This is a genomic window from Pirellulales bacterium (assembly GCA_033762255.1).
Taxonomy (GTDB): domain Bacteria; phylum Planctomycetota; class Planctomycetia; order Pirellulales; family JALHPA01; genus JANRLT01.
On sequence record JANRLT010000067.1, the window covers coordinates 1 to 24252 of the forward strand.

Here is a 24252-nt window from a genome sequence, read left to right on the forward strand (position 1 = left end):
GGACGCTGACGCCGGGGCTATCCGGCGGATGGACGCTGGGGGATGGGGACTTTGACGGCGTCATCACCCCTGCCGACTATCTGCCCATTGACAGTAACATCGGCTCGGGCGTGGGGAATCCGCTGGGGGGAAATCACCCGGTGGTCACGGCAATTCCGGAACCGGGACTAGTCACGCTAATCCTAGTCCTGATGGCTGCTGGCGTTTGCAATCCTTGGCATTTAGCCACGATGTGGCGTCTACAAAAGAGAGGATGTGTGACGTAAGTATTTGGTTGGTAATGAATTACGGCGGAATCATGCTTTTTGCTAAACTTTGGGTTATTTGGAAGACAAAAATGACATTTACCCCTAAAATCAAGGCGTCATTTCTGACCGGCAATTAATTCATTTTGAAATTTAGGGGAGCGGAATCATGGGCAAATTCAAACGCATCGACAGCGTGGTCCTGGCGGGATGGGTTTTGGCTGGATGGCTAGCGCTGGAAAATTCCCGAGCTTGGGCGGTTAATCCGGGCGGGACACCGATCAACGGCGCGACGGGACAACAAGTGGTGGATGCCGGCACCACGCAAACCCACGACGGTTTGCGCAGAAACCAAGTCATCGTACAGCCAGGCGATATCGAGGGGGGGACATTTTTGATCGTCAACCCAGCGGAGGGAGAAACCCAAAGCGCGGTCATCATCGATAATCGCACGATCAATGACGGGAGCGGAACACCGGGACTGACAATCGGTGAATACGGGTCGATGGATATCACAAACAACCATCTGATCCTGTTTTACATGGATGATTCCACGGATCCGAACCCCTGGGAGCAGATCATCGAACTATTAAATAATGAATATTTTGGCAACTCGCCGCAACCGCGGCTATTTAGCCAACAGTATTTGGATTCTAGCGGTGAAAAAATCTTGGTCGCGGTGGACAACACCCGCACCATGTATGGGGATACCGTCAATTCCTACTTTGATCTATTCCTGGGTGACTCCGCCGAGGGGAACAATTATCGCCAAATTATCGTCAAGCTGGCGCTACCGGGAGATTACAATCTGGATGGGGTGGTTAACGCGGCGGATTACCAAATTGTAAATACTTACCGTGGAAGCCTCTTTACAAATGGGATTGGCGGCTGGATCTTTGGCGATGGCAACCTGGATGGCGTGGTCAATGAAGAAGATGCCGCCCTTGTCACCCAATTTTTGGACCGCGATATTCGGGAAAATGTCGTCCTGGGTGGCAGTCCCAATCCGCTGATTGGCGTGACTCCTATTCCGGAACCATCCTGGCTTATGGGAGCGTCGCTGGCGATGGTCGGCGGTTTGTGGATTTACGTAAAGAAGCGCCAAACCACACTGGTTAGCTAGTAGAAGCCGTTTTTACAGCGCTGCGGATCGGTGAGCCGCACCCGGCGGGTGAGTTATCTTGTTTTTTACAAAAACTGTTCCAAAAAACGCACGTCGTTTTTGTAAAATTCGCGGATGTCGGCTACCTGATGCCGCCGCGCGCAGACCCGTTCCACCCCCAAGCCAAAGGCAAAGCCGGTGAACTCGTCAGGGTCGTAACCGACCGCGCGAAAGACGTTGGGATCGACCATGCCCGCCCCCCCCATTTCGATCCAGCGGTCCCCCCAACTCATATCGACTTCGACGCTAGGTTCGGTAAAGGGAAAAAATGACGGGCGAAAGCGGATATGCACATCCCGCCCAAAAAAACTGGTGGCAAAGAGCCGCAGCGTGCTTTTAAGATCGGCCATCGTGACCTGCCGATCCACCAATAGCCCCTCGATCTGATGAAACATGGGATAATGCGTGGCGTCGGCGTCGTCCGGTCGGTATACCCGGCCCAGCGAAATAATCCGAATCGGCGGGCGGGTTTTTTCCATCACGCGGATTTGCACGGTGCTGGTTTGGCTGCGCAGCAATAGGGGGCGAGAGCAGTCCGCGGGTGAAGTTGCTCCTTTTTCGCCTAAATTAGCCGCTAGTTTTTCCGCCGTGCGTAAATAAAAATTTTCCAGCGGATCACGCGCCGGATGGGATAACGGTATATTGAGTGCCTCAAAATTATGCCACTCGTCTTCGATTTCCGGGCCATCCACGGCTGTAAATCCTAGCCGTCCCATGATTTCCTTAAGGTCCTCGATGGTTTGGGTCAGGGGATGCAAATGGCCCAAGCGGGGAAGGGTGCCGGGAAGTGTGACATCAAAGGGGGAGGATGTCACATCGGGAGCGGCCTCGAGCCGTGATTGCGCGGCGGTCCAGGCGGCCTCGATTCGTTCCTTGGCCGCGTTAAACTGTTTGCCTGCGGCGGGCTTATCGGCGGCGGGAACGCCTCCCAGCCCTTTTTGCGCGGTTTTTAACCGGCCACTTTTTGCGCCCAGAAAATCGACGCGGGCGGATTCTAACTGGGCTGGCGTGGACGCGCGGGCAAACGCGGCTTCCGCCGCGCTGGCCAAGGTATCCAATTCCGCCAAGAAGTCAGCCAATGCCATATCCGTATCGGCTGAAAAATTAGAGTTTTAACGCGCTTTTGACCAGCGCGGTCACCACGGCAAATCCCGCGGGATCATGGATGGCCATGTCGGACAAGATCTTGCGATCAAGTTCGATATTGGCCAATTTTAATCCGTGGATGTATTGGCTATAGCGCAGACCGGCCATTTCGGCGGCGGCGCTCAGGCGAATAATCCATAACCGGCGAAAGTCGCGTTTGCGGCGGCGACGATCACGATAGGCATACACGCCCGAGCGAACCAAGGCTTCCTTGGCGGTACGCAGCAACTTGCGCCGCCCGCCAACAAAGCCTTTTACTTTTTGAAAGAGACGCTTTTTCCGTTTACTACGGGGAACTGCACTGGTAATACGCATGGCGTAGGGACTCCCTTATGAGGAATCAGGGGTAAGGCCAGGCCTGGCATACGATATGCCAAGTTCATGCCCGCTTACCTGGGGGGAATGCTGTTTCGCCATCTGGTTGACCAGACAACAATAAAATCAGCTTCCTGCGGCGTATTTTGTACACGCGGGCCGCACGCGCTTTCTATGGGGCGACTGGCAGGGTTGCTAGACCCCACAGGCACCTAAATACATTGCAGGCGTCTAAAACTGCCGACGTCCAAATAGGACTAGTAACTGTGCTTGCCCAGGGCTTCGACGATGCGCGGGGTATCGGGCTGGGCCAGTACCGCCGTCCCCCGCAAGTTGCGGCGGCGCTTCTTGGACAGGCGGGTGTTCAAGTGGCTGGTTCCGGCCTGGCGATGTTTGACCTTGCCATTGGCCGTGACGCGAAACCGCTTTTTGGTTCCCTTGTGGGTTTTGAGCTTGGGCATGGCTATCCTAACAAATTTGGTAGTAGCAATTGGTAATCACACAGTGTAACATTTTTTCTGGTGCGGGGGCAATCCCCGTATCGGCACTTTTTTTATACGGAAATGAGGCACGTGGTGGGCCTTTGACGACCGGGTTCCCCGCTTTACGCAAAGGCCCCACTGTGAAAACCAAGATTTTCCAGGTTTTGGCGAACTTGCCGGGTGGTAATGACTTTCTGACCGGTGAACCGGCTTATATAACGTTGACAGGCTAAATGCCAACATTTCTTTCCCCTTTGCAAACAATCCCCAGGCCGAGCCGCGTTTTTGGTAAATCATGAGCACTTCCTCCCAGAATGATTATCCACTTCCCACGGCCACTCCCGAAGAACCCCGCGGCTTGTTCGGCGGAATTTTTCAGGCCCTGGGGCAGTTTATTTATTGGGTGGTGCTTTTGCCCGTGCGGTTGTTTCAAGCGCGGCGGGAATTGCCTAACACGTTGACAATTTATTCCGTGCATCCCAGCTTTTTTTTGTGGCTGCTGGTGGCGGTGGGATTTAGTTTTGCGGCGGTCGTGCAACAGTGGCCGGACACGGCATCGATCCTCGGCTGGGCTTATGTGTGGGTTCTGCTCTATTTTCTATGCACGCTGTTGTATGATTTTAGCTTTAAAAAGCTGGCCCTATGGGTCGGCATTTTTTTGCTGATCTGGCTGATTGCCAAATATTTTGAGATGCTGCAATCGATTGTGATCGTGGGGCATTTGATCCGTTACTTGACCAGCTTGGATCCCCGGTTGGATCCCGGCACGGCGACTGTGCTAAGCTGGCTCTTATTATTACCTTGGGTGGCGGGTATTGCGCAAATGGTGCTCAATGGCCGCAAACGGATTACGCCGAATGACATTAGCGAATTTCATTTTGGCGAAGGAACGGAAATGACCGACCGGACGGGGTTGCGCTTTCGCACCAATTACCGCGATATTTTGGAGACGCTGCTGACTTTTGGGGGGGGGGATTTGATCGCGGTGGACAACCACCAAAAGGAGATCAAACGTTGGAATAACATCGTGGGACTTTATTTTTTGTGGGGGCATCTGGATCGGATCTTGCACCAGCGCGCGGTGGTGGAAACGACCGATGAAGAGCTGGGGGAAGAGCAATAATCCCCCGCCCGGCGGGCTTTTCGGCAGGCGCCCCCTTTCATCATTGCGGTTTGTCCCGGGGGGGAATGCAAACCAAATTCTTTTTTGCCACTGCCGGGCAATCGTGGTAGGCTAAAGGCACTGGATCGTAACCTTTCCCTGGACCATCCTTTACTGAGTCCAGTCGCCACACGGGATGCGCCATGTTTCGCGGACCATGCCAGACAAAAGTGCCGCGCCGTTGGGAATAATCCACTTGCTCTGTCTCCGGAGATACTCTCGTGGAAGAAGATAACACCGAACAACTCTTGATCGAGCGCGTGCGGTCCCATGAACCCGCGGCCATGAGCGAATATTTGATGTACAAGCGCTTGCCGCTCTTGGCGTTTATCGAGCGGCGGTTGGGGGGGGCTCTCAAACGCAAGCTAGAGCCGGAGGACATTTTTCAGGAAGTCAGCGCCGAAGCGATGCGCAGCCTGGAATCCTTGGATTTTAGCCAAAAAGAACCCTTTAGCTGGCTGTGCCAATTAGCCGAACGGCGGATTATTGACGCGCACCGCAGGCTGATATCCAGCCAAAAGCGCGCCGCGGGGCGCGAGGTGGGTATCCACGGCGACGCCGAAAGCAGCCGGGCCGGGCTGGTCAATTTATTGATTGCCAGCATGACCACGGCCAGTCAGGCGGTCTCGCGCGATGAAAAACAACTGCGGTTGTTAAACGCCATGGCCCACCTGCCGGAGGACCAGCAAACCGCCCTGCGACTGCGATATGTGGACGGCCTGCCATCCAAGGATATCGCCGAGCGGCTGGGAAAATCCGACGGCTCGGTGCGGGTCATGCTAACCCGTTCGCTAGCCAAATTGCAGCAGTTGCTGGGAGTGAATCCAGAAGAAGACAATTAAAAATTGAAAATTAAAAATTGGCTATTCAAGACCTTACTTCTCCCCTTTGCCGCCCGTTGCTAGCGACACCGCCACCAATACCAAAAAGCTGAGCGGCAAGGTGACAATCGCCGGTTGATTAAAAGGAACCCAGGCATATTTGGGGTCCAGCTTGTAGACATTGGCAAATGCCTCGCCGCTGGACAAGACCCAACCCAGCGAACTGAGCAATCCCACCAAGATCGAGGCGGTGATCCCCTGGCGGGTGGTCCTGGGCCAAAATAACAGCATCACCAACGCGGGTAAATTCGCGCTGGCCGCGATGTTAAACGCCCAACCGACTAAAAACGTCACATTAAAATTTTCAAATAAAATCCCCAGGACAATACCAATCCCCCCCACCACAACCGCCGCGACCTTGCCCACCAGGACCTTCCCCACGTCGGTCAGATTTAACTTTAGCAATCCTGTGGCCAAATCATGGGCCACCGCGCCGCTGGCGGCCAAAATCAGTCCGCTGACCGTCCCTAGCACGGTGGTAAAGGCAATGGCGCTAATCAGCGCGAATGGCAATTCGCCAAAACCGCGCGACAACAGCGGCGCGGCCATGTTACTGTCCGTGGGATCAAGCACGCCGCTGGTCATGGCCCCCAGGCCCAGATACAAGGTTAAGATATAAAAGCAGCCAATGCTGGCGATTCCCACGACAGTGCTTTTACGGGCGGAAGCTTGGTCTTTGACCGTGTAATAGCGAATCAAGATATGCGGCAGCGAGGCCGTCCCCGCAAACAGGGCCAGCATCAGCGATAAGAAGTTGAGTTTGGCATAAATATCATTGGTGCGAATTCCCGCAAAGGTGGGGCTGCCGCCGGGAGTTAATAGCTCCGCACCGCTCAGCACTTGTGGGTAATAAATTGTGGTGACAGCGCCGCTGGATTCTGTGATCGGCAGTTCCTTGCGCCAAGAGACAATTTGGCTATGCTGTAAAACTGACAAATACGTGGCCGGGTCCAGGGGGCCGGTCGACTGTGGGGTTTCGGCGGTTGGGGGCGATGCCAGGCTGCTATGCGGTAACTTTAAAATTTGACCCACGGGATAAAGCTCTGCTTTGCCTTCTCCCCGGCCCTGCGGCAGGCCATTGGCCAAGGTAGGTTGGCCCGGTTGTTTAGTGATAAACTGGGTTGCGGCGATTTGCGGCGCTGCTGGAGCGGGCTCGCCCGTTACGGACGGTATAACGCGCCAAATTTCCAGTCGGCCGGTACTGGCGCTTTTTAGTCTCACATACGGTTTGCCTTGCCAGGGGCTGGCGGTGGGCAATACCTCTAGGTCAGGATTTTTTTCGAGCAAAAGCGGTAAGCTAGTCGTTTGATAAGCTGCGAAAGCATTATTTCCGGGTTGGGGAGCGGTTGTTAATCCCCGCGCTAATATTCCATATGTTAAAACTCCACAAAATAAAACCAGCAATCCTCCCTTGATAAACTGCACCCAAGTGGTCGAGACCATTCCCGCCATGACCACAATGAGAATCACGATGGTACCCACTAACACCACGCCCCAGGAGGAATCAATGCCCAAGAGGGGGCGAATGAGCGCGCCGGCCCCGACCATTTGGGGAATCAAATAAAAGATGCTGACCACCAACGTGCTAATCGCGGCGGTCAGGCGGATGCCTTTGCTATGAAAGCGATTGTCCAAGGCGTCCGCGAACGTAAACTTTCCCAATCGTTTCAGTGGTTCGGCAATCACCAAGAGCGCGACAATCCACCCCGCGAGGTAACCGATCGAATATAAAAATCCATCATAGCCATAAAAGGCAATCATGCCGCAAATGCCCAAAAACGACGCCGCTGATAAGTAATCCCCGGCAAAGGCCACGCCATTCACAAACCAAGGTATCTGGCCATGCGCGGCATAATAACCCGCGGCGGATTTAGCCTTTGAGCCTAAATAAAAACTAATCCCCAGCACGCCCAGCACGAACGTTACAAACACGCCCAGGGCCAAACCGGAAGCTTCATAGATCATGGCTGGCCGTCCCTCGCGCGTGGGGAAGGGGACTGTGCCGCAGAGAGGGAGGGCTCCGTCATCTTTCGGTTACGACTAAGGAACATGTATAGGAACGCGATCACAATCGCCCCCACAATCAGCCCAATGCCATAACAAATGGCCAAATTCGGCCCCAATGGAGTTTCCCAGGCAAGACTATCCGGGGCAAAGCTGGCCCACAACATAAAGATGCCATAAAACAGGCAGTAACCGGCAAACAGTGCCAATCCGAGGCGGGTTTGTCGAGCACTAACAGCATCAAGCCGGAAAGCGTCCGGGCTGGCGGCGGTATTTGTGGTGGAAGGGGCGGGCTGGGACATAAGGGGCCAAGATACCGCCCCCCGCGACCAACTTCAAGGGAAATTCTGTGATTCCCCGCCCGTACCGCATCTCAATATTACGAACTACTTGCACAATCCATGACCAGACAACCCCTCTGGGGCGGGTCCATTTGCGTCGCGCGCTTGGAAAAACTATCGCTCAAGGATTGAATTATATTGTTAAAAAGCTTGCTGGACCTCGGCCTGAGTCGCGTCCGAATTCCCCGGAGAATTTACCTGGTCCGATAGCGGCTGGTGATCGCCGGGAGGCGTGGTGGGTGCTGGCCAGGAACCCAGGGGAGCAGTTTGTGCGACGATACCAGAGTTGCGGTTAGCGCCCATCCTGTCCGCCGCGCGGCGTCCCGTCCCCTGATGATCGCTCCAGCGGCGTCCCCAGGCTTGGCCAATGGGAACGGTAATAAATACCAAACCCAGGCCCAGTAACAATCCGCCTGCCGCGCCCCCCAAGACAATAATCGTGGGCGTGGGGCCAATGGGGGCCGTTCCCGCGTCCGGCTGGTCCTGCGGAATCAGAACGCTGGTATTAAATGCCGCGGCCAGGCTGGCTTGGGCATCGGATAAACCTTTTTGGGCTTTGAACAAGAGTTCATTGCGTTGTTTCACTTCCGCCTGCAGATTAGCATACGGGGCGCGCATGCTGGCCAATTGTTGCAACCGTGATTCCACTCGATTTAGTTCATCCTGCAAGTTATCAATTTCGTGCCCGCTGACTTGCAAGTCGGTCTCCAAGCCGGTCATGGTGGTGTCCAGTTCATTTGTCAGTTCCAAACGCACGGCCTGTTCAATCAACCGCGCGGAGGTTACCTCGGGATGATCGGGCGTCATCCGCCCCAACAGACTGGCGGTTTTGATCTGGGCGTCGACCAGTCCTTCCTTCATGCGTTTGAGCGCGGGGTTGAGTTCGAACAACCGCGTCGGGGCTTCGGCCAGGCGGTTGGGGTCGGCCTTGGCCCGTCCCAATAACAATAGCAACTGATTGTTTTGATCCCTTTTGCTCCGTTCGGTGCGAAGGCGTTCCTTGATATGATTGGAGGATTCGCGCAGGTTGCTATTGCCGGCGGCCCCATCAATGATGGTCCGCAATTCGCCGATATCCGCGCCCACGCCAATTTCCAATTGCTCCAGCTTGGCGGTTGCCAGTGTCAGTTCTTTTTGAGCTTGGGCGACGGATTGGGTGTACTCGGTAATCAGGCTTTTGGCCCGCTCGGCGCGCAAGGTTTGCAGCCGTGATTGAATTTCGGCCAGGACGGCGGAATTTAACTGCTCGGCCCGCGAGGATGTTCGCGCCTCGGTCGCCAGATAGATCATGTCCGTTTTGCCAAATTCGCTCCCCTTGGGTGGACTGACGGTGATTTTAGCAATGGTTTCTTCTATCTCGGCTTTGCCGGGATACGCGGGATCAACGGAGCCATCCGCGGGACCCAGGGTCTTGAGCGCGGCCCCTACCACGGCGGGATTTTTTGCGATTTGCACGATGCTTTCTTGCGCCGCCTTCAAACTGTCCGGCGAGGCAAAACGTCCCAACGGTTGTTGCGGGTTGTCCGACCCCTCGTCCCGCAAGACGGCCGCCTGGGTTGCTTTCCATTTTTGGGATTTCACGCCCGCGTAAACAATCGCCAGCGCCGTTACGATAATAGTGGGTACCATCCACAGCAGATAATAGCGGCGCAGATTAGCGGCAATTGCGGCAAAATCCACCACGGGACGAACGGGAGCGGACATACAAGACACCTACGACAGGAAATGATTGCAAAATCCCAGGTCTTAAAATGTAGGTTGAATTTTGCGGTTGGGGGCCAAGGACGCTTTGATGGAGTTCCAGTGTCCGCCAACCGGAAAATTCCAATTATTCCTGACGTATCAATTGTTGCGCAATTGAGGGGATATCCCGGTTTGGGTGGGAAGTAATCAGCAGCGAATACGTGTTTGCTAAGCTAAAGTTGTAGGCCCACCATTATTCCCGCACATGGCCGAAGCCGCTCAATGCGTCCCCAATGGCAGTCTCGATCTCGGCGCAATGCTCCGCTGGGGGTCGCGATCAACCATATTGCCAACTCATTTGTTTAACCTGACCCGCTGTTAAATGCCCACGCTCCTTGAAACTCCGCTTCCGCCAAACTCCCTGCATTTTGCGGACATGGGGGGGATGATCTCGACCGCGGATATCTTGGCCGAACAAGCGGCTCAAGGTTGGAGCGTGAATGAAATTCGCACATTGCCGGAACTACTGCAATTGCGCCCCGCGTGGAATCGCCTGGCGGGGCAAACTGCCGGTGCCACGCACTTTTTGACATTGGATTGGCTGGCGACTTATTGGCGGCATTTTGGCCAGGATCAACAACTGCGTATCCTGGTGGTGGCCACGCAGCCCCAGCTTGACGGCGGCGCAACCAAAGCTTCCTTGCCAGCCGCGGCGACCATCGTGGGTGTCCTGCCCATGGTGCTAAGGCATGAACAAACGGCCTTGGGATTGATCAGGGTGCTGACCTTCCCCCTGGACGGGTGGGGATGTTTTTATGGGCCGCTGGGGCCTTGTCCGGATTTAACCCTGAGTCATGGTTTGAAATACTTACGCGCTCAATCCCGCGATTATGATTTGCTGGATTTGCGCTGGATTGATAATCGCCAGGGCTTGGGCGATTTATGCCAAACCATGCTACGCTCTCATGGGTTTTCCGCGGTCGAGCGGGTCTGGTTTCCCACCGCGCAAGTTGATCTAACGACCGGCTGGGACGAATATTGGGCCAGGCGGACATCGCATTGGCGAACAAATGTACGCAGCAATTTGAAAAAACTGGCAAAATTAGGCAGGCTAGGGTATCTGCGTTATCGCCCCCGGGGAGAGGAGTTCCATGAGCAGGATCCCCGTTGGGATTTATTTGAGCAATGCGTCGACTTGGCCGCGCATAGCTGGCAAGGGAGCCGCGCGGACGGCACCACGCTTTCGCATCCCCAAGTGCGGGAGTATCTTCGTGACGCCCACCAAACCGCGGCGCGCACGGGCGCGCTGGATTTGAATTTGCTGTACTGTGATGGACAACCGGTGGCGTTTGCCTACAATTACGCCCAATTTGGGCAAGTTTATGGCTTGCGGTCGGGCTATGATCCTAAATACAAGGCCCAGGGGGCGGGCACCTGCCTGATTTACCATATGCTGGAGGATAGCTGCCGGCGCGGTGATAACGGGTTGGATTTGGGGCCGAATAACCTGACGAGCAAGCAACCTTGGCTGACCAGCGTGGTCCCCAGTTACCGCTACTCGCACTTTACAGGTAGGTCGCTGTATGGCTGGCTGCAATGGCTCCGTTGGCGAACTGGCTAAGAAAATTTTATTGTGGGTGGAATTCATCCCGCCACTATGGATTGCGCCGCCACGAAAAAATCGCCAGGAATACGCATTTTTTGCGACAAAGCGATATTTACGAATGGCCCTCTGTCGGCTTAATTGGAATGTGTGGTGCAAACATGAGTCTATCTGATTTTTCCCCTGCAAAATGACAACACCGTGCCTCAACCAACCCAATTTAACGAATCGCACGAAGTCTCGCTTACCATCAATGGGATCATGCGAATTTTGGTGCAGGTTATCGGGATCGCGCTCATTTTAATTGGCTGTTATTTGGCGATCTCTGTCTGTCAAACGGTCCTGCAAATTGCCTTTGACCCCGCGGCTATCGAACCCGCCGTGACCGCCATGGCCAAGACCCTGGGTGTGGATAACGCCCAGATAAAAATCGACCAAGAAACCATCCGCCTGGGGGGGCTATTAGGGGGAACAGCCCTCTTTGGGTGGTATTTTTTGGGGGCGTTATTAACGATCACCCTGGTGAACGCCGGTGCCAGACTGGTTTATGGCGCCCACAGCGAGCGGCGGGAAATGCTGGCCGCCATGCAAGAGTTTTTGGCGACGGTGCGCCAAGAAGGTGAGCGCCGAAGGTAAAAGCCGACTCTTGCTATCAGAATAGTGTGGCGTGTGCGGTGCGGGAGAATCTATCCAGAATTGCGGTAAGTAACCACCGCTATCGACCCCGCCGCGGTTTACGCTTGCCGTGGCCGTTGCCAGACAGGGGTTCCAGCGAAACGATTAAGAGGGGTTCAAATGTCCGAGTATTACTGTCATCGTCTGTGACGATCACAATCCGCTTATTCATGGCCACAAATTCCGGATGTTTGACAGGTATTCGACGGCCATCGGCAAGACATAATTCAAATGGCTGAAACGGTTCGGCTTTGAGTGCGTAACGAATCGAGTTCAGGTCCATAATTCACCGTGTAAATAAATTTGCTAAATGCAAAATAATACAATAATAAATTTTAGCAACTTATTCCATCCGTGTCACGGCAATCATTTCCCATTTTTAGTCCTCTTGACATGTCGTTGCAGGCCGCACGCAATTAGTTCCAGCGGCCATAACTCCCCGTCAGCCCCATTTCCCTGAGTGCATATTTACGGCATAATAGTTGACTGTTATTCCTTTAGCCTACCTACGTTTATCACCGTTTCGTACTATGAAAAGTTGTGTTCTGGCTTATTCCGGTGGTTTGGACACCTCGGTCATTCTGGGTTGGCTCCAAGAGCAGGGTTACGCGGTGCACGCCGTCTATGTTGACTTGGGGCAACCGTGCGAGGACCGCCAGGCAATCCTAAATAAAGCCCGGCAATGCGGCGCGGCGTCCGCCCGGATTGTGGACGCACAAGAAGAACTCTGCCGCGACTTTGCTTTTCCTGTGATGCAATGGCAGGCCAAGTACGAAAATATCTACCTTTTGGGGACTTCTATTGCCCGGCCCCTCATTTCCAAGGTTTGCCTGCAAGTCGCACGCGAAGTGGGTGCGTCCGCTTACGCCCACGGCGCGACGGGAAAGGGGAACGACCAGTGCCGGTTTCAACTGGCGGCAGAGGCCCTTGATCCGGGGATCAAGCTAATCGCGCCTTGGCGGATTCCCGAATTTCGGCAAAAATTTCCCGGTAGAACGGAAATGATCGAGTTTTGCCGCGAGAAAAACATACCGGTCAAGGCCTCCCTGGCCAAGCCCTACTCGAGTGATGAAAATTGCCTGCACATCAGCTACGAAGCGGGCAAGCTGGAAGAGTTGGACGTCAACGGCGTGGAACTGGTCGAATTTGGGATGAGCGTCAGCCCGCAGGCAGCGCCTGATAAAATCGAATCCCTCACGCTGGAATTTGCCTCTGGTGTGCCGATCAAGCTGAATGGCCAACCACATAGCCCCCTGGCCATGGTTCAGGCACTGAACGCCATTGGCGGTCGCAATGGCGTGGGCCGGATTGATATTGTGGAAAATCGCTTTGTCGGGATGAAAAGCCGCGGCGTGTACGAGGCCCCCGGCATGACGATATTGTACGCCGCGCACCAGGCAATCGAGCAACTGACTCTGGACCGCGACCTGACGCATTTGCGGGATCGATTGGCTCCGGAAGTGGCTGAAATGGTGTATTACGGCTTTTGGTATTGTGCCAAGATGGACGCGCTGTTGGCGTTTATCCGCCAGGCCCAGCAATCGGTCACCGGCACGGTAAAGTTGAATCTGTATAAGGGGAATATTATGCTGGCCGGGCGTTCCAGTCCCGTCAGCCTGTATGATGCGGGGATCGCCAGCATGGAGGGGGGTGGTTCTTACGACCAGACCGACGCCGAGGGATTTTTGCGCATTCAGGGGTTGCCGCTGCGCGTGCAGGGACGCGTCCGCCCGCGGGAGTACTAGGCTCGTAGTGGTGACGTTCCGTCGCCGTTCTGGTTTTTGGTTGCTGGTTTTTGGATACCCCCGACGCGCACAAACCCGCCGCTGGCAGCGGCGGAAAGTGGGTGGCGGGGGCAACATCTCCGCCAAAAAAATCCCCTGGTCCATTTTTCTAAATTTGCTTGACGCCCCGCGGGCAACGCGCTACAATGCAACAGTTCCTTAGCGAGTGATCGCGTCTAGGGTCATGGGCGATCATCCGGATGGCAGCGTGGGGTGGCTATGTGTAACAAAGGACTTAACTTTGTGACATGGCCTGGAACAGCCCACGTTTCTTTCTACGCAAGGGAAGAGGCAGAAATCTTTGCGAAATTCACTTGTCGGCTGCCGCTGCGGCACAGTATGCGCGGTTTTTCCATTTGTTTGGCGAACCAGCCCATGCGGTTACTTGCGTGGTAACGGTGCTTGCTTTGGCGGAAGACGAGTCGTTTGCGCGTTAGCGCTCGCTTGAATTGTGATCGACCCACACACTTAATATTTCAGGGAGAGCCGTCATGCCCTCATTTTGGCGTTTGCCCCGCTTTTTGCGTTCGTTGGTGACAGGAAATGGCGATTTATCGGCGGACTTTGTGTCAAGCGGAACCCAGGGGCCAGTTGGTCCCGCACGCGGTGCTAAGCGCGCATTCCGTGGCTCGCACCGCCGCCAGCGACAGCGGGGCTATGAAGCGCTCGAACGGCGGGAACTGATGGCGATAGAGCTGGTGAGTAGTGTGGTTCTGCCAGTTGCGGAAGGTATACGGTATGTCCATCTTAAGCCTACCACCATTACAGATAGTGGCTTTGTAGGATTCTATAGTACGGATAACAATCTTGTTCCAGGAGACACCAACCGACGGATGGATGTCTTTGTGAAAGGTCCACAGGGGATTAAAATCGCTAGTGTGGACAGTCAAGGGAATTCGGCAAATAATAGTACTACCAATTCTGTACCGCTGTTGAGCTCTAATGGACGATTTGCGGAATTTTTCAGTTCCGCCACAAATCTGCTTCCCTCACCCCACCCTGCCAACAAAACATTTATCAAGGACTTGCAAACAGGCACAATCGACTATCCGATCAATAGCCCGTTGGCAGAAACTGTCTATGTTGGGGTGCAACATATAAGTGATGATGGCCGCTATCTGATTGTCAATTCGTCTGAGCAATTTGTCCCAGAAGATACAAATAACCTGCTGGATATCTACCTACACAACCGTGTTACAGGAGAATTCACACTCATTAGTGCCAATGAAAATGGTCTGGCAGTAGGTGTTAATTTGCAGGATACTCGAGTCGGTTTAACGGCTGATTATAGGTATTTTGCCTTTTATAGCGATGCGCTCAATCTTGCTCCCGGCGATACCCCAAAAACCACCGAATTGTATTTAAAAGATATGCAAACCGGGCAAATTGAGCTGGCAAAGAATAATACCGTGGGCATTATGTTGGCCACAAATCCCGCCGCGCCGCAACTAGATAAACAACTCCGTTTTCAGTTGATCCACCAGCCTAAGCCATTGCCAGACGATCAAAATAGCATATCAGATTTTTTTGTGCTGGACACATTTTCCCAAAATATGATCCGGGTCACTATTAATGCGGCGGGGGAGGAGGCCAATGGTACCGCAAATTTGGAGGGGAGTTCCATTTCCCTGGACGGACGTTATGTGGTGTTTGTCAGTGCCGCTAACAACCTGGTTACGGGCGATACCAACGGCTTTCGCGATATATTTGTCAAGGAAATCCATTCCGGCCGGATCGCACGGGTGAATGTCAGTGACAATGGTGTTCAGGCGAATCACCACTCGCGCTTTCCCGTGATTTCTCCCGATGGCCGTTCGATCTATTTTTCCAGCCTAGCTGCGAATCTCGTTCCTGGCACAATTACTCCAATTGCTCAAGGGAGTTATGTGTATCGCGCGGATAATCCATTGTGGTACGTTGGGACCTCTCCTGCCGCGCTGGCCATTCCCGACCAATATGTGGCAGAGGACACTCCAGGATCAGTGCATATCGCCAGTTTTTTCACGGACGAAATCGATCCGGTGGGCGGGTTAACTTATTCTTTGTTACGGAATACAAATCCGTCCCTGGTTACGGTAACCCATGTGGCTGGCACGGATCAACTGCAATTGATGCCCCTGCCGAATTTGTCTGGTACGTCTCGAATCATGGTGCGTGCCGTCAACTCCCGCGGTTACGCCGCCGAACGGGAATTTGTATTGCATGTTACGCCGGTCAATGATTCGCCCACCAGTGTGGGGCAGGCATTTGCCACGGAAGTGAATCAGCGGTATCAGGGCATTTTAGGGGGTTCGGATATTGATTCGAGCACGCTGACTTATCGGATAACCACGCCCCCGCTGCGCGGCAGCGTCATAATCACCAATCCGGCCACGGGAGCGTTTGAGTATACGCCGCTCGCCAACCACTATGTGCCGGATCAGTTTGCGTTTGAAGTGGTCGATAGTGACGGCGCGGTGTCCAATGTCAGTCAAGTATTGGTAACGATGAACGTACCATCGGTTGATCTGGATTTGCAAATTATCAGCGGCACAAGTCTCAGTCAACTAGGAAACAACAGAACTGATTTAAGTTCCCACTTGCTTCCCTGGAGCGCAAATAGCCGGTTTATTACGTTTAACAGCCATTCAAGTAATCTTGTCACGGGGGACACCAATCTCCAGCAAGACGCATTTGTCAAGGATACCCAAACGGGTGCGATCCGACGCATTGGCACTGACAGACTGGGAAATCAGTTTATCGCTAGTGCGATAGCAATTAGTAGTGATGGCAATCAAGCTATTTTCTCTAGTATACAGGACAACCTAACCCCCAATGATAACAACGGCCAAGCGGATTACTTTCTCCAGAATCTTTCTACCAACGAAATCTGGCTAATACCCCTGGATGGCATAACGGCACTTCCCCAGGTTAGCCCTGAATTACGTTACTTGACTTATACCCAAGCTAGGACCGTGCAAATCAATGGTAAAACCACAACAATCAACGATGGTTTTGTCAAGGATTTGCTGACAGGCGCCTTGAAGCAAGTCAATACCGATGCCACGGGGATCCTGACCGCAAGTATAGAAGCTAATAATGGCACAAGTTTAAGTTCAATAAGCCTTTCCGCCGACGGTACTTTGGCCGTATACGTTACCCGCAGCAGGGATTTTATGCCACCACCAATTGCTGCGTATCGTTCCGATGTGATCCTGAAAAACTTGCTTACGGGAGAAGTGAGCGTTGTAAATACGAATCAGAATGGCGAAGCCGCAAATGGGCAAACGTATGGCGCGCAAATCAGTGCGAATGGCCGATATGTGTCTTTCATCAGTATGGCAACTAATTTGGTAGGCAATAATAATGGACAACAGCAATTATATCGCAAAGATCTCTGGACCAATGAGGTGTTGCGGCTTAGCGAAAACATGGCGGATTTGCCAGGCAATGGTCCCACGCAAAGTTATTCCCTTTCGGACGATGGACGGTATGCCGTCATTGACGCGGTGGGGTCCAACATTACCCCTGATAGCCCGATATTTGCCCGTCGCTACTATGTGCGGGACATTATCAAGGATCGGATCGTATTACTTGATATCGAGGGGGAAATACCAAATTCAACAAGTTTTTTTCTAACGGGTGCGAAGATCAGTCCGAATAGCGAATCGATTGCGGTATGGTTATCTTATACAGATACCATCAGTCGTGCTAATCAGAGGCAACTGTATACTGTTCGTAACCCGCTCTGGTTTACTGAAACGCCACCCTTTACACCAGGGACAGACGATGTAAGGGCCCGTTATGATGCCTATTCCTATGCGATCGATCTATGGCAGGCCTTTTCCGACAATAATGACAACGATGACGAGTTAGTGTTTACCGTCACGGGCAACACCAACCCGGCAATATTCAGTAATGTCCAGGTGGAGCCATCCACCGGTAAGTTGCATTTGGATTTTGCGCCTGGCGCATTGGGGACGAGCCGCATTACGGTCCGCGCAACTGACACGGCGGGCCTCTTTGCCGAGACCACATTTGACGCAATCGCGACACTTGATCCTGGCTCTGCACAGACTCCGAATTTGGACGTGCTGCAAGGGGAATTAATCTTTACCGCCAGTGACGGGGTAGCCAATCGCCTCAGTCTCTTCAAGCGGAATGGAGAGTATGTACTGGAAGACACCGCGCAACCAATCATACCCAGCGCGGCCGCAATTGCCGCCGGTTGGCGCGAAAGCGGATTGGGTTATGTGACGGGTCCGCTCGCTGGCTTAGCGGGTATTATTTTGAATACCGGCGACCAGTCCGACCAAATTGCGATCCATTCAGTGGGTACAAGTTTGCTAGTGGATGGTGGGGGGCAAACCGCTGACAGCTTGACGATCAAGGGTGTTAATGGTAAAGCGGATGGAACTTTAGTTGTGCGGGGGATGGGGACAATTGAGCAATTGAATGACAAACTCATTCCCAATAGTTTTGCATACGGCAGTACGGGTATAGTGGATTTGTCTGCCGCGCAATCAATTACACTTCGCAGTAGTATAACCGCGGGAAGAATCATCTTTCGCGATAGCGCGCTCGTGCAAACAGTGGAGACGTTACAGATTAAGGGTCAACTGGAATTTGTAGATGCACGGCAATTTTCGGTCACAAATTATTTGTATACTAACGGCTTTAAAGTTGAACAATTAAATTTGTCGCGAGGTATTCTCATCCTCCACCCCCACGGCGGGGCTGCGGGTGCGCTGGAAATCACCGGCCAGTTGACGATGGGCACCAATAGCGTCATTGATCTAGCCGATAATGACCTCATATTGCATTATGATCCGGCGGGCACAAATCCCACTCCCGCAATCACTGAGTATGTTCAGAATTTTTATAATGCTAATAACAATGCCCCGAGAATTTCGACCGGTATGCATTCGCAGTTTGCGGGGACCGGCATTATTATCCCCGTCGATAACCGCCAGGCGCGGTTGGGGGATACGAACACGCCCTTCCTGGGCCGGGTCCTGGGGGACGCGGCCAGTCAGACCGGCTTTCACCAGGTGCTGGTCCGCTATACCCATCCAGGGGATTTAAATCTGGATGGCCAGGTTACCACGGCGGATTACCTGCCCATTGACACCAACCTGGGCCGGACGACCACCGGGGGAATCGCTGGGTATCTGCTGGGGGACACGGACTTTAATGGCGTCGTCGATGGGGGGGACTACCTGGCGATCGACAGCTATCTGGGCCAGGGGGTCGGCGCGCCGTTGGCTGCGGAAAAAGTGGCCTTATTGCAGTCGGCCGCACTCGAACGCGACGGAGCACTGTCAACATTAGCAGAGCGGGAATGGGCGGAATCGGCGCCCGTTCGCGCTATTCCCGCGACGGACGCGCGCGGGGAACTCTTTTCCCAAACGGCGGCCTGGTCCTCGCTAGCGTGGGAGGAGGATTGGCTGGGCGAGGGGGAACAGGATGCGTACCGCGGCCAGCGCGGCCCGGCCAGATCCGTGGGTGTGATGAGGAGATAGAATACACCCTGCTCTTTTACCGCCAATTCCATCGGCGGCTTTGTTCCTCTCACGGAGTGATAGGAGGACACTGTAGCCCGCAGAATGTAGCCCGCACACTCCGTGTGCGGAAAAGCTAGTGGTGGCGTAGGATCATTGATGCGCGTGTTTATTTTTCAACACCCTCTCAACACGCTTGCATCCTCGTCCGCCGATGCCATCGGCGGCTTTGTTTCTCTCACGGAGTGAGAGGAGCACAATTTTCAATTACCGTACTTCAATCGCAACTCCCGTAGGACCGAGAGGATGGCCTTCGCCCGCAGGTTTTGATCGTACAGACCCAACGGTAAAATCGGCGGTCCGCTGGCCGTGGCCGCGGGCGTGTCACCGACCGGAGGTTGTGAACCGCGGATCTGTCCAGAAAAATCGAGTTTGGTCGTATCGCCCGGCGCCGGGCCGGTGGTGTCCACGCTTTTACTCGACGCGGCGGGGGCGGTTTGCGGCCCGTCCACTAGCGTGTTCCAAAACAGACCCTGCACCGCTTGTTTGCCTAAAATCACCGGCCCAACATCTTGCAGCCAGCGGCTTTGGGCTTGTTCAGGATGGGGCAGTTGGGGGGCATATTGCAAAAATAGGAGGAGCGGCAGGTTGAGCATGCTCCACAAGTCCAATTGTTGACAGATGGCCAGCGGATCGCGGGGCAAGCTTTCTCCCGTGGCAAAACCCAGGCGATATTCCAGGCCCAGGCCCGCCAGGCCCAGTTCCGCCCGGCAGAGGGCATCGACAAAATGCCAGGGGGTAAGTTCGCCGGCGGATTCGGCCAGGCATTCGCCGGTGGGCTGGTCGATGGTCAGGATGAGCGGCGTGCGGGGATCAACTTCGCGGATGGTTTCCAAGATTTTGACCGCCAGCCGCAGGCGCTGTTCATCGCTAAGCACCCAGACGGGCGTGGTGTTGATCTTGGACGCGGCGTTCCACAGTTGGACGCGGCCTTTATAACGGGTGACCACGCGACGGACAAAATCCGTTGTGACCGTGAGCAAGTTGTCAAAATCATCCTCCCACAGCGTCAACCAATCGGGAAAGGCCCCCGCCCCCCAATCTAAGATCGGCCCTAGGCAGACGCGCAAATTTTGGGATTGGCTCCAAGCCAGGCTGCGGTCGAGCGCCGTCCAAGAATACTCTCCCTCGGCGATTTCGATCTCCTTCCAACTGACGGACAGGCCAATCGTATTGCACGCCGTTTCCAGCGACGCGGGCCAACCCGTGGGAGGGGTCGCCAAGGGGACTTGCGCGCCAATCAAAACGATTTGCTTGGGCGTTTGGCGGGCGCGGGCGACCGCCGTTTGCCGGGCATAGCTTTGCGTTAGGCTGTGAATCGCCTGCAGGGACAAATCCAGGCTAAGCTGGGCAAAGGTTTTTAGCTGTTGGGGGTCTTCCTCGCTAGTCACGGCGCGGGCGAGCCATTGAATAGCCGCCTTGGTGAGCGGCTGCAGGTCGTCGGGCATGGACATGCCGGCGATCTGCCACATGGCGGTTTGATTTCGCACGCGGTTGAGCGTGCCGCGGGCCAGCTCTGTCCCCAGGTGATAGGGCGCGGCCCGTTCAATCAGCGTGCCCGTGGTCAGCGCAATCTGCCCATGCTGCGCGGTTTGCCAGGCGCAAAGCAGATGCCCGGAATCGGTTTCCCCTCGATCCAGGATTAAATACGGAGGTTCCCAGCGAACGCGCCGCAAATAGGGGAGCCCCTCGATATTTATAAACTGGGTCTTTTCCCAGGCGGGAGGGGCGTGCGCGGAATCCGCATCAACAAAAAACCGCATTTGGCCCATGTCAGCGTCAACACCTTTGACTACACCCGCGCTTGATCGCCCGTGCGGCTCGTGAAAAAAAGGGGGGCCAATCCCGGCCACCGCAAAATAGTATCATACACGGGCGTTGTTTTTTTTGCTAAGCGAAAAAATGGAGCCGGGGCGGAAATCGGGGACTCCGAGCCGCTTCTTCCGGTTATTCGGGCAAATGTGAGACCCCCTGGCCCAACAAGATGATCCCGTCTGGGACGCCCCCTTTCAGGGGGGCTTAGCCCTGCCACTGACCGATTTGTTCAAAGACAAATTCCGCCGCGGTCCGTCGGGCAATGGTGTTGGTGCCCCCGCCGGTGCCGTAGACATTGACCTGATCGTATTTATTTACCCAAGAGTAATAGCCGAAACCGCTGAATTTACCCCATTCGCCATCAACTTCAAAACTGTCGTTGTTGGGGCTGTCGTATAAATTGGCGGTATCCAGACCCCCCGTGGCGTAAGAAACCACAAAGTCAAATTTATGGGCGACATTCCAAAAGTTGTTCCCCTGGAGGGTCGCGCTGGTCGAGGTGAGCGTGAAAATGTCATTTCCCGCTGAATCAATCATATAGGCGATGTCATACCCCCCGTTGCGTCCGTCGGCGGTGACTTTGTCAAAATTGCTGGTGTAGTTATAAAATCCGTCCCCCATCAACACGGAAAAAGTGGGTAATGACGAAAACAGATCGCTCCCCGAGGAATCAATCAAGGTCGCGGTGTCGTTACCGCCATTCACACTAAATGTTTGGGTGGCGTCAAACCCGCTGGCGGTGATGCTATAGTTGGCACCGGACAGGGTGATCGCGCCTGGGTATGCCGTCAGGGTGTCATTGCCGGCGGAATCGTGCAAGTTGGCCAGATCTTTGCCCGTGCTGGCGGAAAAAGCCACCCGGCTAAATCCGTTGGTGGTGTTGGCGAATCCCGTGCCGCTGGCGGTGGCGTAGAGGGAATTGGCGTAAAACGTGTCATCGCCGCTGGAGTCAAAAAAGTTGGCCGTGTCGGTGCCGCCATTGCCGTTGGCGGTGATGGATTCCGCATTGGCCACATTTGCCGTGTAGCCGCTCCCCTGCAGGGTCGCGACCCCGGGTCGCAGGGTGACGGTGTCATTGCCGCCGGTCCCCAGCAAAATCACGGTGTCCGCACCTCCCGCCGCATCAATAGTAAAACTATTAACCTGGCTGGAATTAAAAGTGTACAGCACACCGTTCACATTTACTGCCGCAACCGTTCCCGATTGAAATAAAATCGAGTCGGCGGCGCTGGTGCCAACCACATTTAGGGTACTACCGGATTGGCTGACCAAATTTGTCAGTCGCAAGGTCAAGTTAGCCGCGGTACCCGACAACCGTACGTAATATTGTTGTCCCGCCTGCGCCGTAAAATCCCAGCGATCCGTGACCGCGGCGTTATTGTCGGCGATCGAACGCGTTTGCAAGAGCTGCCCGCTGGCGGAGTAATAGTTGATTTGCAAATTTGTCCCCGCCGCGGCCAGGGCTTCGGCGGTAAAAATCCCTCCGCGGGAGGTGGTTAGGCCGTACCAAGCCTCGCCGTTGACATTGATGCCAGTTTGATTTTTAAAATCGACGGTTCCCAGGTTCGTCAGTGAGGGGGGGGGACTGAAGCTCGTTCCTCCCCCGCTGGAACCGCCGCCGCCGTTGTTTGTGCCCCCGCCGGAGCCGGACATGGCGGCCGTGATGGAATAAATGCCAATGCCATCCGTGGTGCTCAGGCCGATCGTGTAGGTTTGGCCCGCCACGACACTCAAGCTGGCGGAATTGCCCGTATGGGTGCTGGTCGAACCATTGATGATCAACTCCCACCGCAAGGCCAATTCTTGTTGAACAGAGGCGCTCAACTGCAGAGTGCCGGTCGCGGCGGCGGTAAATGTAAAGTAGTCCTTGTCATTGAGGCGCGTGATGCGTCCGGTAAATGTGGAACCCGTCCCTATTGTTCCCAGACCATGCGCCGCTCCCGCCGTCGAGCCAAAATCATCCGCGGCCAGGACGGTATCAATTGCCCGCTGTAAATTCAGACGCTTGTAGTTGGCCTGTGTCGCCGAATCGTAGTACGAATCGGCGGTGTTCATCATCAGGTTATAAATGGTGCTTTGGGTGATACCCGTGTAACCTTGGACCAGCATCGCCTCGCGAATCAAGGTGGCAGCGCCCGCCACATACGGGCTAGCCATGCTGGTGCCGGAAAAAGTGGCAAAATCATCGTTGCGGCCATTGGCGTTACCCATGTAGTCTGGCACGGTGCTGCGGATTCCCGCGCCGGGGGCGGCTATGGCCCGTTGGTGCCGCTGGCTAAAGTTGCTCATATTTCCGTCGCTATTGACGGACATCACCGGCACGACATAACTGCTGACCGCGGGATAGCTAAGCCCCGGTGTGTTATAACTGCCAAAGGAATTTCCGGCAGCCACCGCGACAAAGATGCCAGCCTGGTTTAAGAGGCGAAATTCGTCCTCTAAATTGGCCCAACTGGGGATCGTGCTGGAGTTCCAATCCGCCCCCAACGAGAGATTGACCGTGGTAATGGGATTGCGGTAGGCGTTGCGATTTTGATACACCCACTGGAGCGCGCTTTCGACCCAACTAAAGTAGCCGTTGCCATCGTCGTCAAAAACTCGCAAGGACACCAGATCGACATTATCCGCCACGCCGGGAGAGTTGGCGTCGGAACTGCCGACGATACCGGCGACATGCGTTCCGTGGGATCCCGCCGGGCCGTCATCATACGGATTGGCGTCATTTTCGGCAAAGTCCCAGCCCCCCACCACGCGAAAATTCGTGCCGTATCCACCCCCCAGGGCCGGATGATCGGCGGCGATGCCGCTATCGATAACGGCGACAGTCTGACCGCGCCCCGATAGTCCGTAGTTGGTTTGGACGGCGCTCCAACCGGTGAGATTGTGGGCGGCGGTCGTGGCCTGGGGGTTGAGCGTGATTTGCGGCGCTGGGGCGGGGGTGGTGCCGGTGGAATTGCCGACGACCGTGGAATTTTGCGAGATAAAGTGATTGAGCTGAAAATCGGGCTTGCCAAACGCGTAATACGCCATCATTTGGCGATCTTCGCAGCGTTCGATCATCGTATGGCGAAAGGGAATCTTTCGCGCGTTTGTGCGACGCATAGTGACGTTACCCGGGAATCGTCCCGTGCGGGGCCAAAGCGCCGCACCAAGCAGGGGGTAAAAACCAGCGATAATGCCGATCTGCCCCGGTGACAGTTAATCAGTAACTGTGACGATCTCGATAAAAAAGGACGAGTCAATAATCCCTGGTCGTTCGAGAGGGTAACGACCGCATTTGGGAAAGCAAAAATCCAGAACACAGGGGATGCGTCACGGAAATCGCTTTTGGGAAAGAACTTTCCCTTCCACAATACAACCTAGATTATTTTTTCACGCCTAGCTACGGGGAAGGAGGAAAGTTTTTCGTAAACC

17 protein-coding genes are annotated in these 24252 nt (G+C 54.6%); 8 read left to right on the forward strand and 9 right to left on the reverse strand.

Annotated elements, in window-relative coordinates:
• Positions 1-266, forward strand: a 266-nt coding sequence (locus SFX18_18775) for a hypothetical protein (protein MDX1965196.1), incomplete at its 5' end; no start/stop codon positions are given.
• Between the two features lie 148 nt (positions 267-414).
• Positions 415-1368: a dockerin type I repeat-containing protein gene (locus SFX18_18780; protein ID MDX1965197.1), complete on the forward strand. Its 954-nt coding sequence runs from the start codon at positions 415-417 to the stop codon at positions 1366-1368.
• Between the two features lie 65 nt (positions 1369-1433).
• On the opposite strand, the gene pheS is transcribed toward SFX18_18780, so the two are convergent.
• The 3 genes from pheS to rpmI form a co-directional block, all read right to left on the reverse strand.
• Positions 1434-2492, reverse strand: a complete 1059-nt coding sequence (pheS, locus tag SFX18_18785; GenBank protein MDX1965198.1) for a phenylalanine--tRNA ligase subunit alpha — start codon at positions 2490-2492, stop codon at positions 1434-1436.
• A 19-nt stretch (positions 2493-2511) separates the two neighbouring features.
• Entirely contained in the window at positions 2512-2868 is a 357-nt protein-coding gene (gene rplT / locus SFX18_18790; protein MDX1965199.1) for a 50S ribosomal protein L20, read from the reverse strand.
• A gap of 257 nt (positions 2869-3125) precedes the next feature.
• Complete coding sequence (gene rpmI, locus SFX18_18795; protein ID MDX1965200.1) at positions 3126-3329, reverse strand: 50S ribosomal protein L35; 204 nt, start codon at positions 3327-3329, stop codon at positions 3126-3128.
• A 316-nt stretch (positions 3330-3645) separates the two neighbouring features.
• On the opposite strand from rpmI, the gene SFX18_18800 reads away from it, so the two are divergent.
• A complete protein-coding gene (locus SFX18_18800) occupies positions 3646-4473 on the forward strand; it encodes a hypothetical protein (protein MDX1965201.1) in 828 nt (275 codons plus the stop codon).
• A gap of 260 nt (positions 4474-4733) precedes the next feature.
• Positions 4734-5354 carry a sigma-70 family RNA polymerase sigma factor gene (locus tag SFX18_18805; GenBank protein MDX1965202.1) on the forward strand — a complete coding sequence of 207 codons (621 nt, stop codon included), beginning with the start codon at positions 4734-4736 and terminating at the stop codon, positions 5352-5354.
• Positions 5355-5387: 33 nt separating this feature from the next.
• Here SFX18_18805 and SFX18_18810 read toward each other — a convergent pair whose 3' ends face one another.
• The 3 genes from SFX18_18810 to SFX18_18820 all read right to left on the reverse strand — a co-directional run bounded on the left by SFX18_18810 (position 5388) and on the right by SFX18_18820 (position 9442).
• A complete protein-coding gene (locus tag SFX18_18810; GenBank protein ID MDX1965203.1) occupies positions 5388-7358 on the reverse strand; it encodes a cation acetate symporter in 1971 nt (656 codons plus the stop codon).
• Positions 7355-7699, reverse strand: a complete 345-nt coding sequence (locus SFX18_18815) for a DUF485 domain-containing protein (protein MDX1965204.1) — start codon at positions 7697-7699, stop codon at positions 7355-7357. The genes SFX18_18810 and SFX18_18815 overlap by 4 nt, the downstream gene beginning before the upstream one ends.
• A 180-nt stretch (positions 7700-7879) precedes the next feature.
• Positions 7880-9442 carry a hypothetical protein gene (locus tag SFX18_18820; GenBank protein MDX1965205.1) on the reverse strand — a complete coding sequence of 521 codons (1563 nt, stop codon included), beginning with the start codon at positions 9440-9442 and terminating at the stop codon, positions 7880-7882.
• A 361-nt stretch (positions 9443-9803) separates the two neighbouring features.
• Here SFX18_18820 and SFX18_18825 point away from each other — a divergent pair, with 361 nt between their 5' ends.
• Both SFX18_18825 and SFX18_18830 read left to right on the forward strand, forming a co-directional pair.
• A complete protein-coding gene (locus tag SFX18_18825) occupies positions 9804-11042 on the forward strand; it encodes a GNAT family N-acetyltransferase (protein MDX1965206.1) in 1239 nt (412 codons plus the stop codon).
• A gap of 183 nt (positions 11043-11225) precedes the next feature.
• On the forward strand, positions 11226-11660 hold the full coding sequence (locus tag SFX18_18830) for a hypothetical protein (GenBank protein ID MDX1965207.1): 435 nt from the start codon (positions 11226-11228) through the stop codon (positions 11658-11660).
• Between the two features lie 79 nt (positions 11661-11739).
• Here the strand turns inward: SFX18_18830 and SFX18_18835 are convergent, their stop codons facing one another.
• On the reverse strand, positions 11740-11982 hold the full coding sequence (locus SFX18_18835) for a hypothetical protein (GenBank protein ID MDX1965208.1): 243 nt from the start codon (positions 11980-11982) through the stop codon (positions 11740-11742).
• A 247-nt stretch (positions 11983-12229) separates the two neighbouring features.
• Between SFX18_18835 and SFX18_18840 the strand changes: the two genes are divergently transcribed.
• Together SFX18_18840 and SFX18_18845 are read left to right on the forward strand one after the other, a co-directional pair.
• The gene (locus tag SFX18_18840; protein MDX1965209.1) at positions 12230-13444 is read left to right on the forward strand and encodes an argininosuccinate synthase; all 1215 of its coding nucleotides are present in this window, start codon (positions 12230-12232) and stop codon (positions 13442-13444) included.
• Positions 13445-13974: 530 nt separating this feature from the next.
• Positions 13975-18984 carry an Ig-like domain-containing protein gene (locus SFX18_18845; GenBank protein MDX1965210.1) on the forward strand — a complete coding sequence of 1670 codons (5010 nt, stop codon included), beginning with the start codon at positions 13975-13977 and terminating at the stop codon, positions 18982-18984.
• 242 nt (positions 18985-19226) lie between these two features.
• On the opposite strand, the gene SFX18_18850 is transcribed toward SFX18_18845, so the two are convergent.
• Both SFX18_18850 and SFX18_18855 read right to left on the reverse strand, forming a co-directional pair.
• Positions 19227-20786 (reverse strand): endo-1,4-beta-xylanase, encoded by a 1560-nt coding sequence (locus SFX18_18850; protein ID MDX1965211.1) that lies wholly within the window; start codon positions 20784-20786, stop codon positions 19227-19229.
• A gap of 256 nt (positions 20787-21042) precedes the next feature.
• Complete coding sequence (locus SFX18_18855; protein MDX1965212.1) at positions 21043-23940, reverse strand: S8 family serine peptidase; 2898 nt, start codon at positions 23938-23940, stop codon at positions 21043-21045.
• Positions 23941-24252 lie beyond the last annotated feature (312 nt).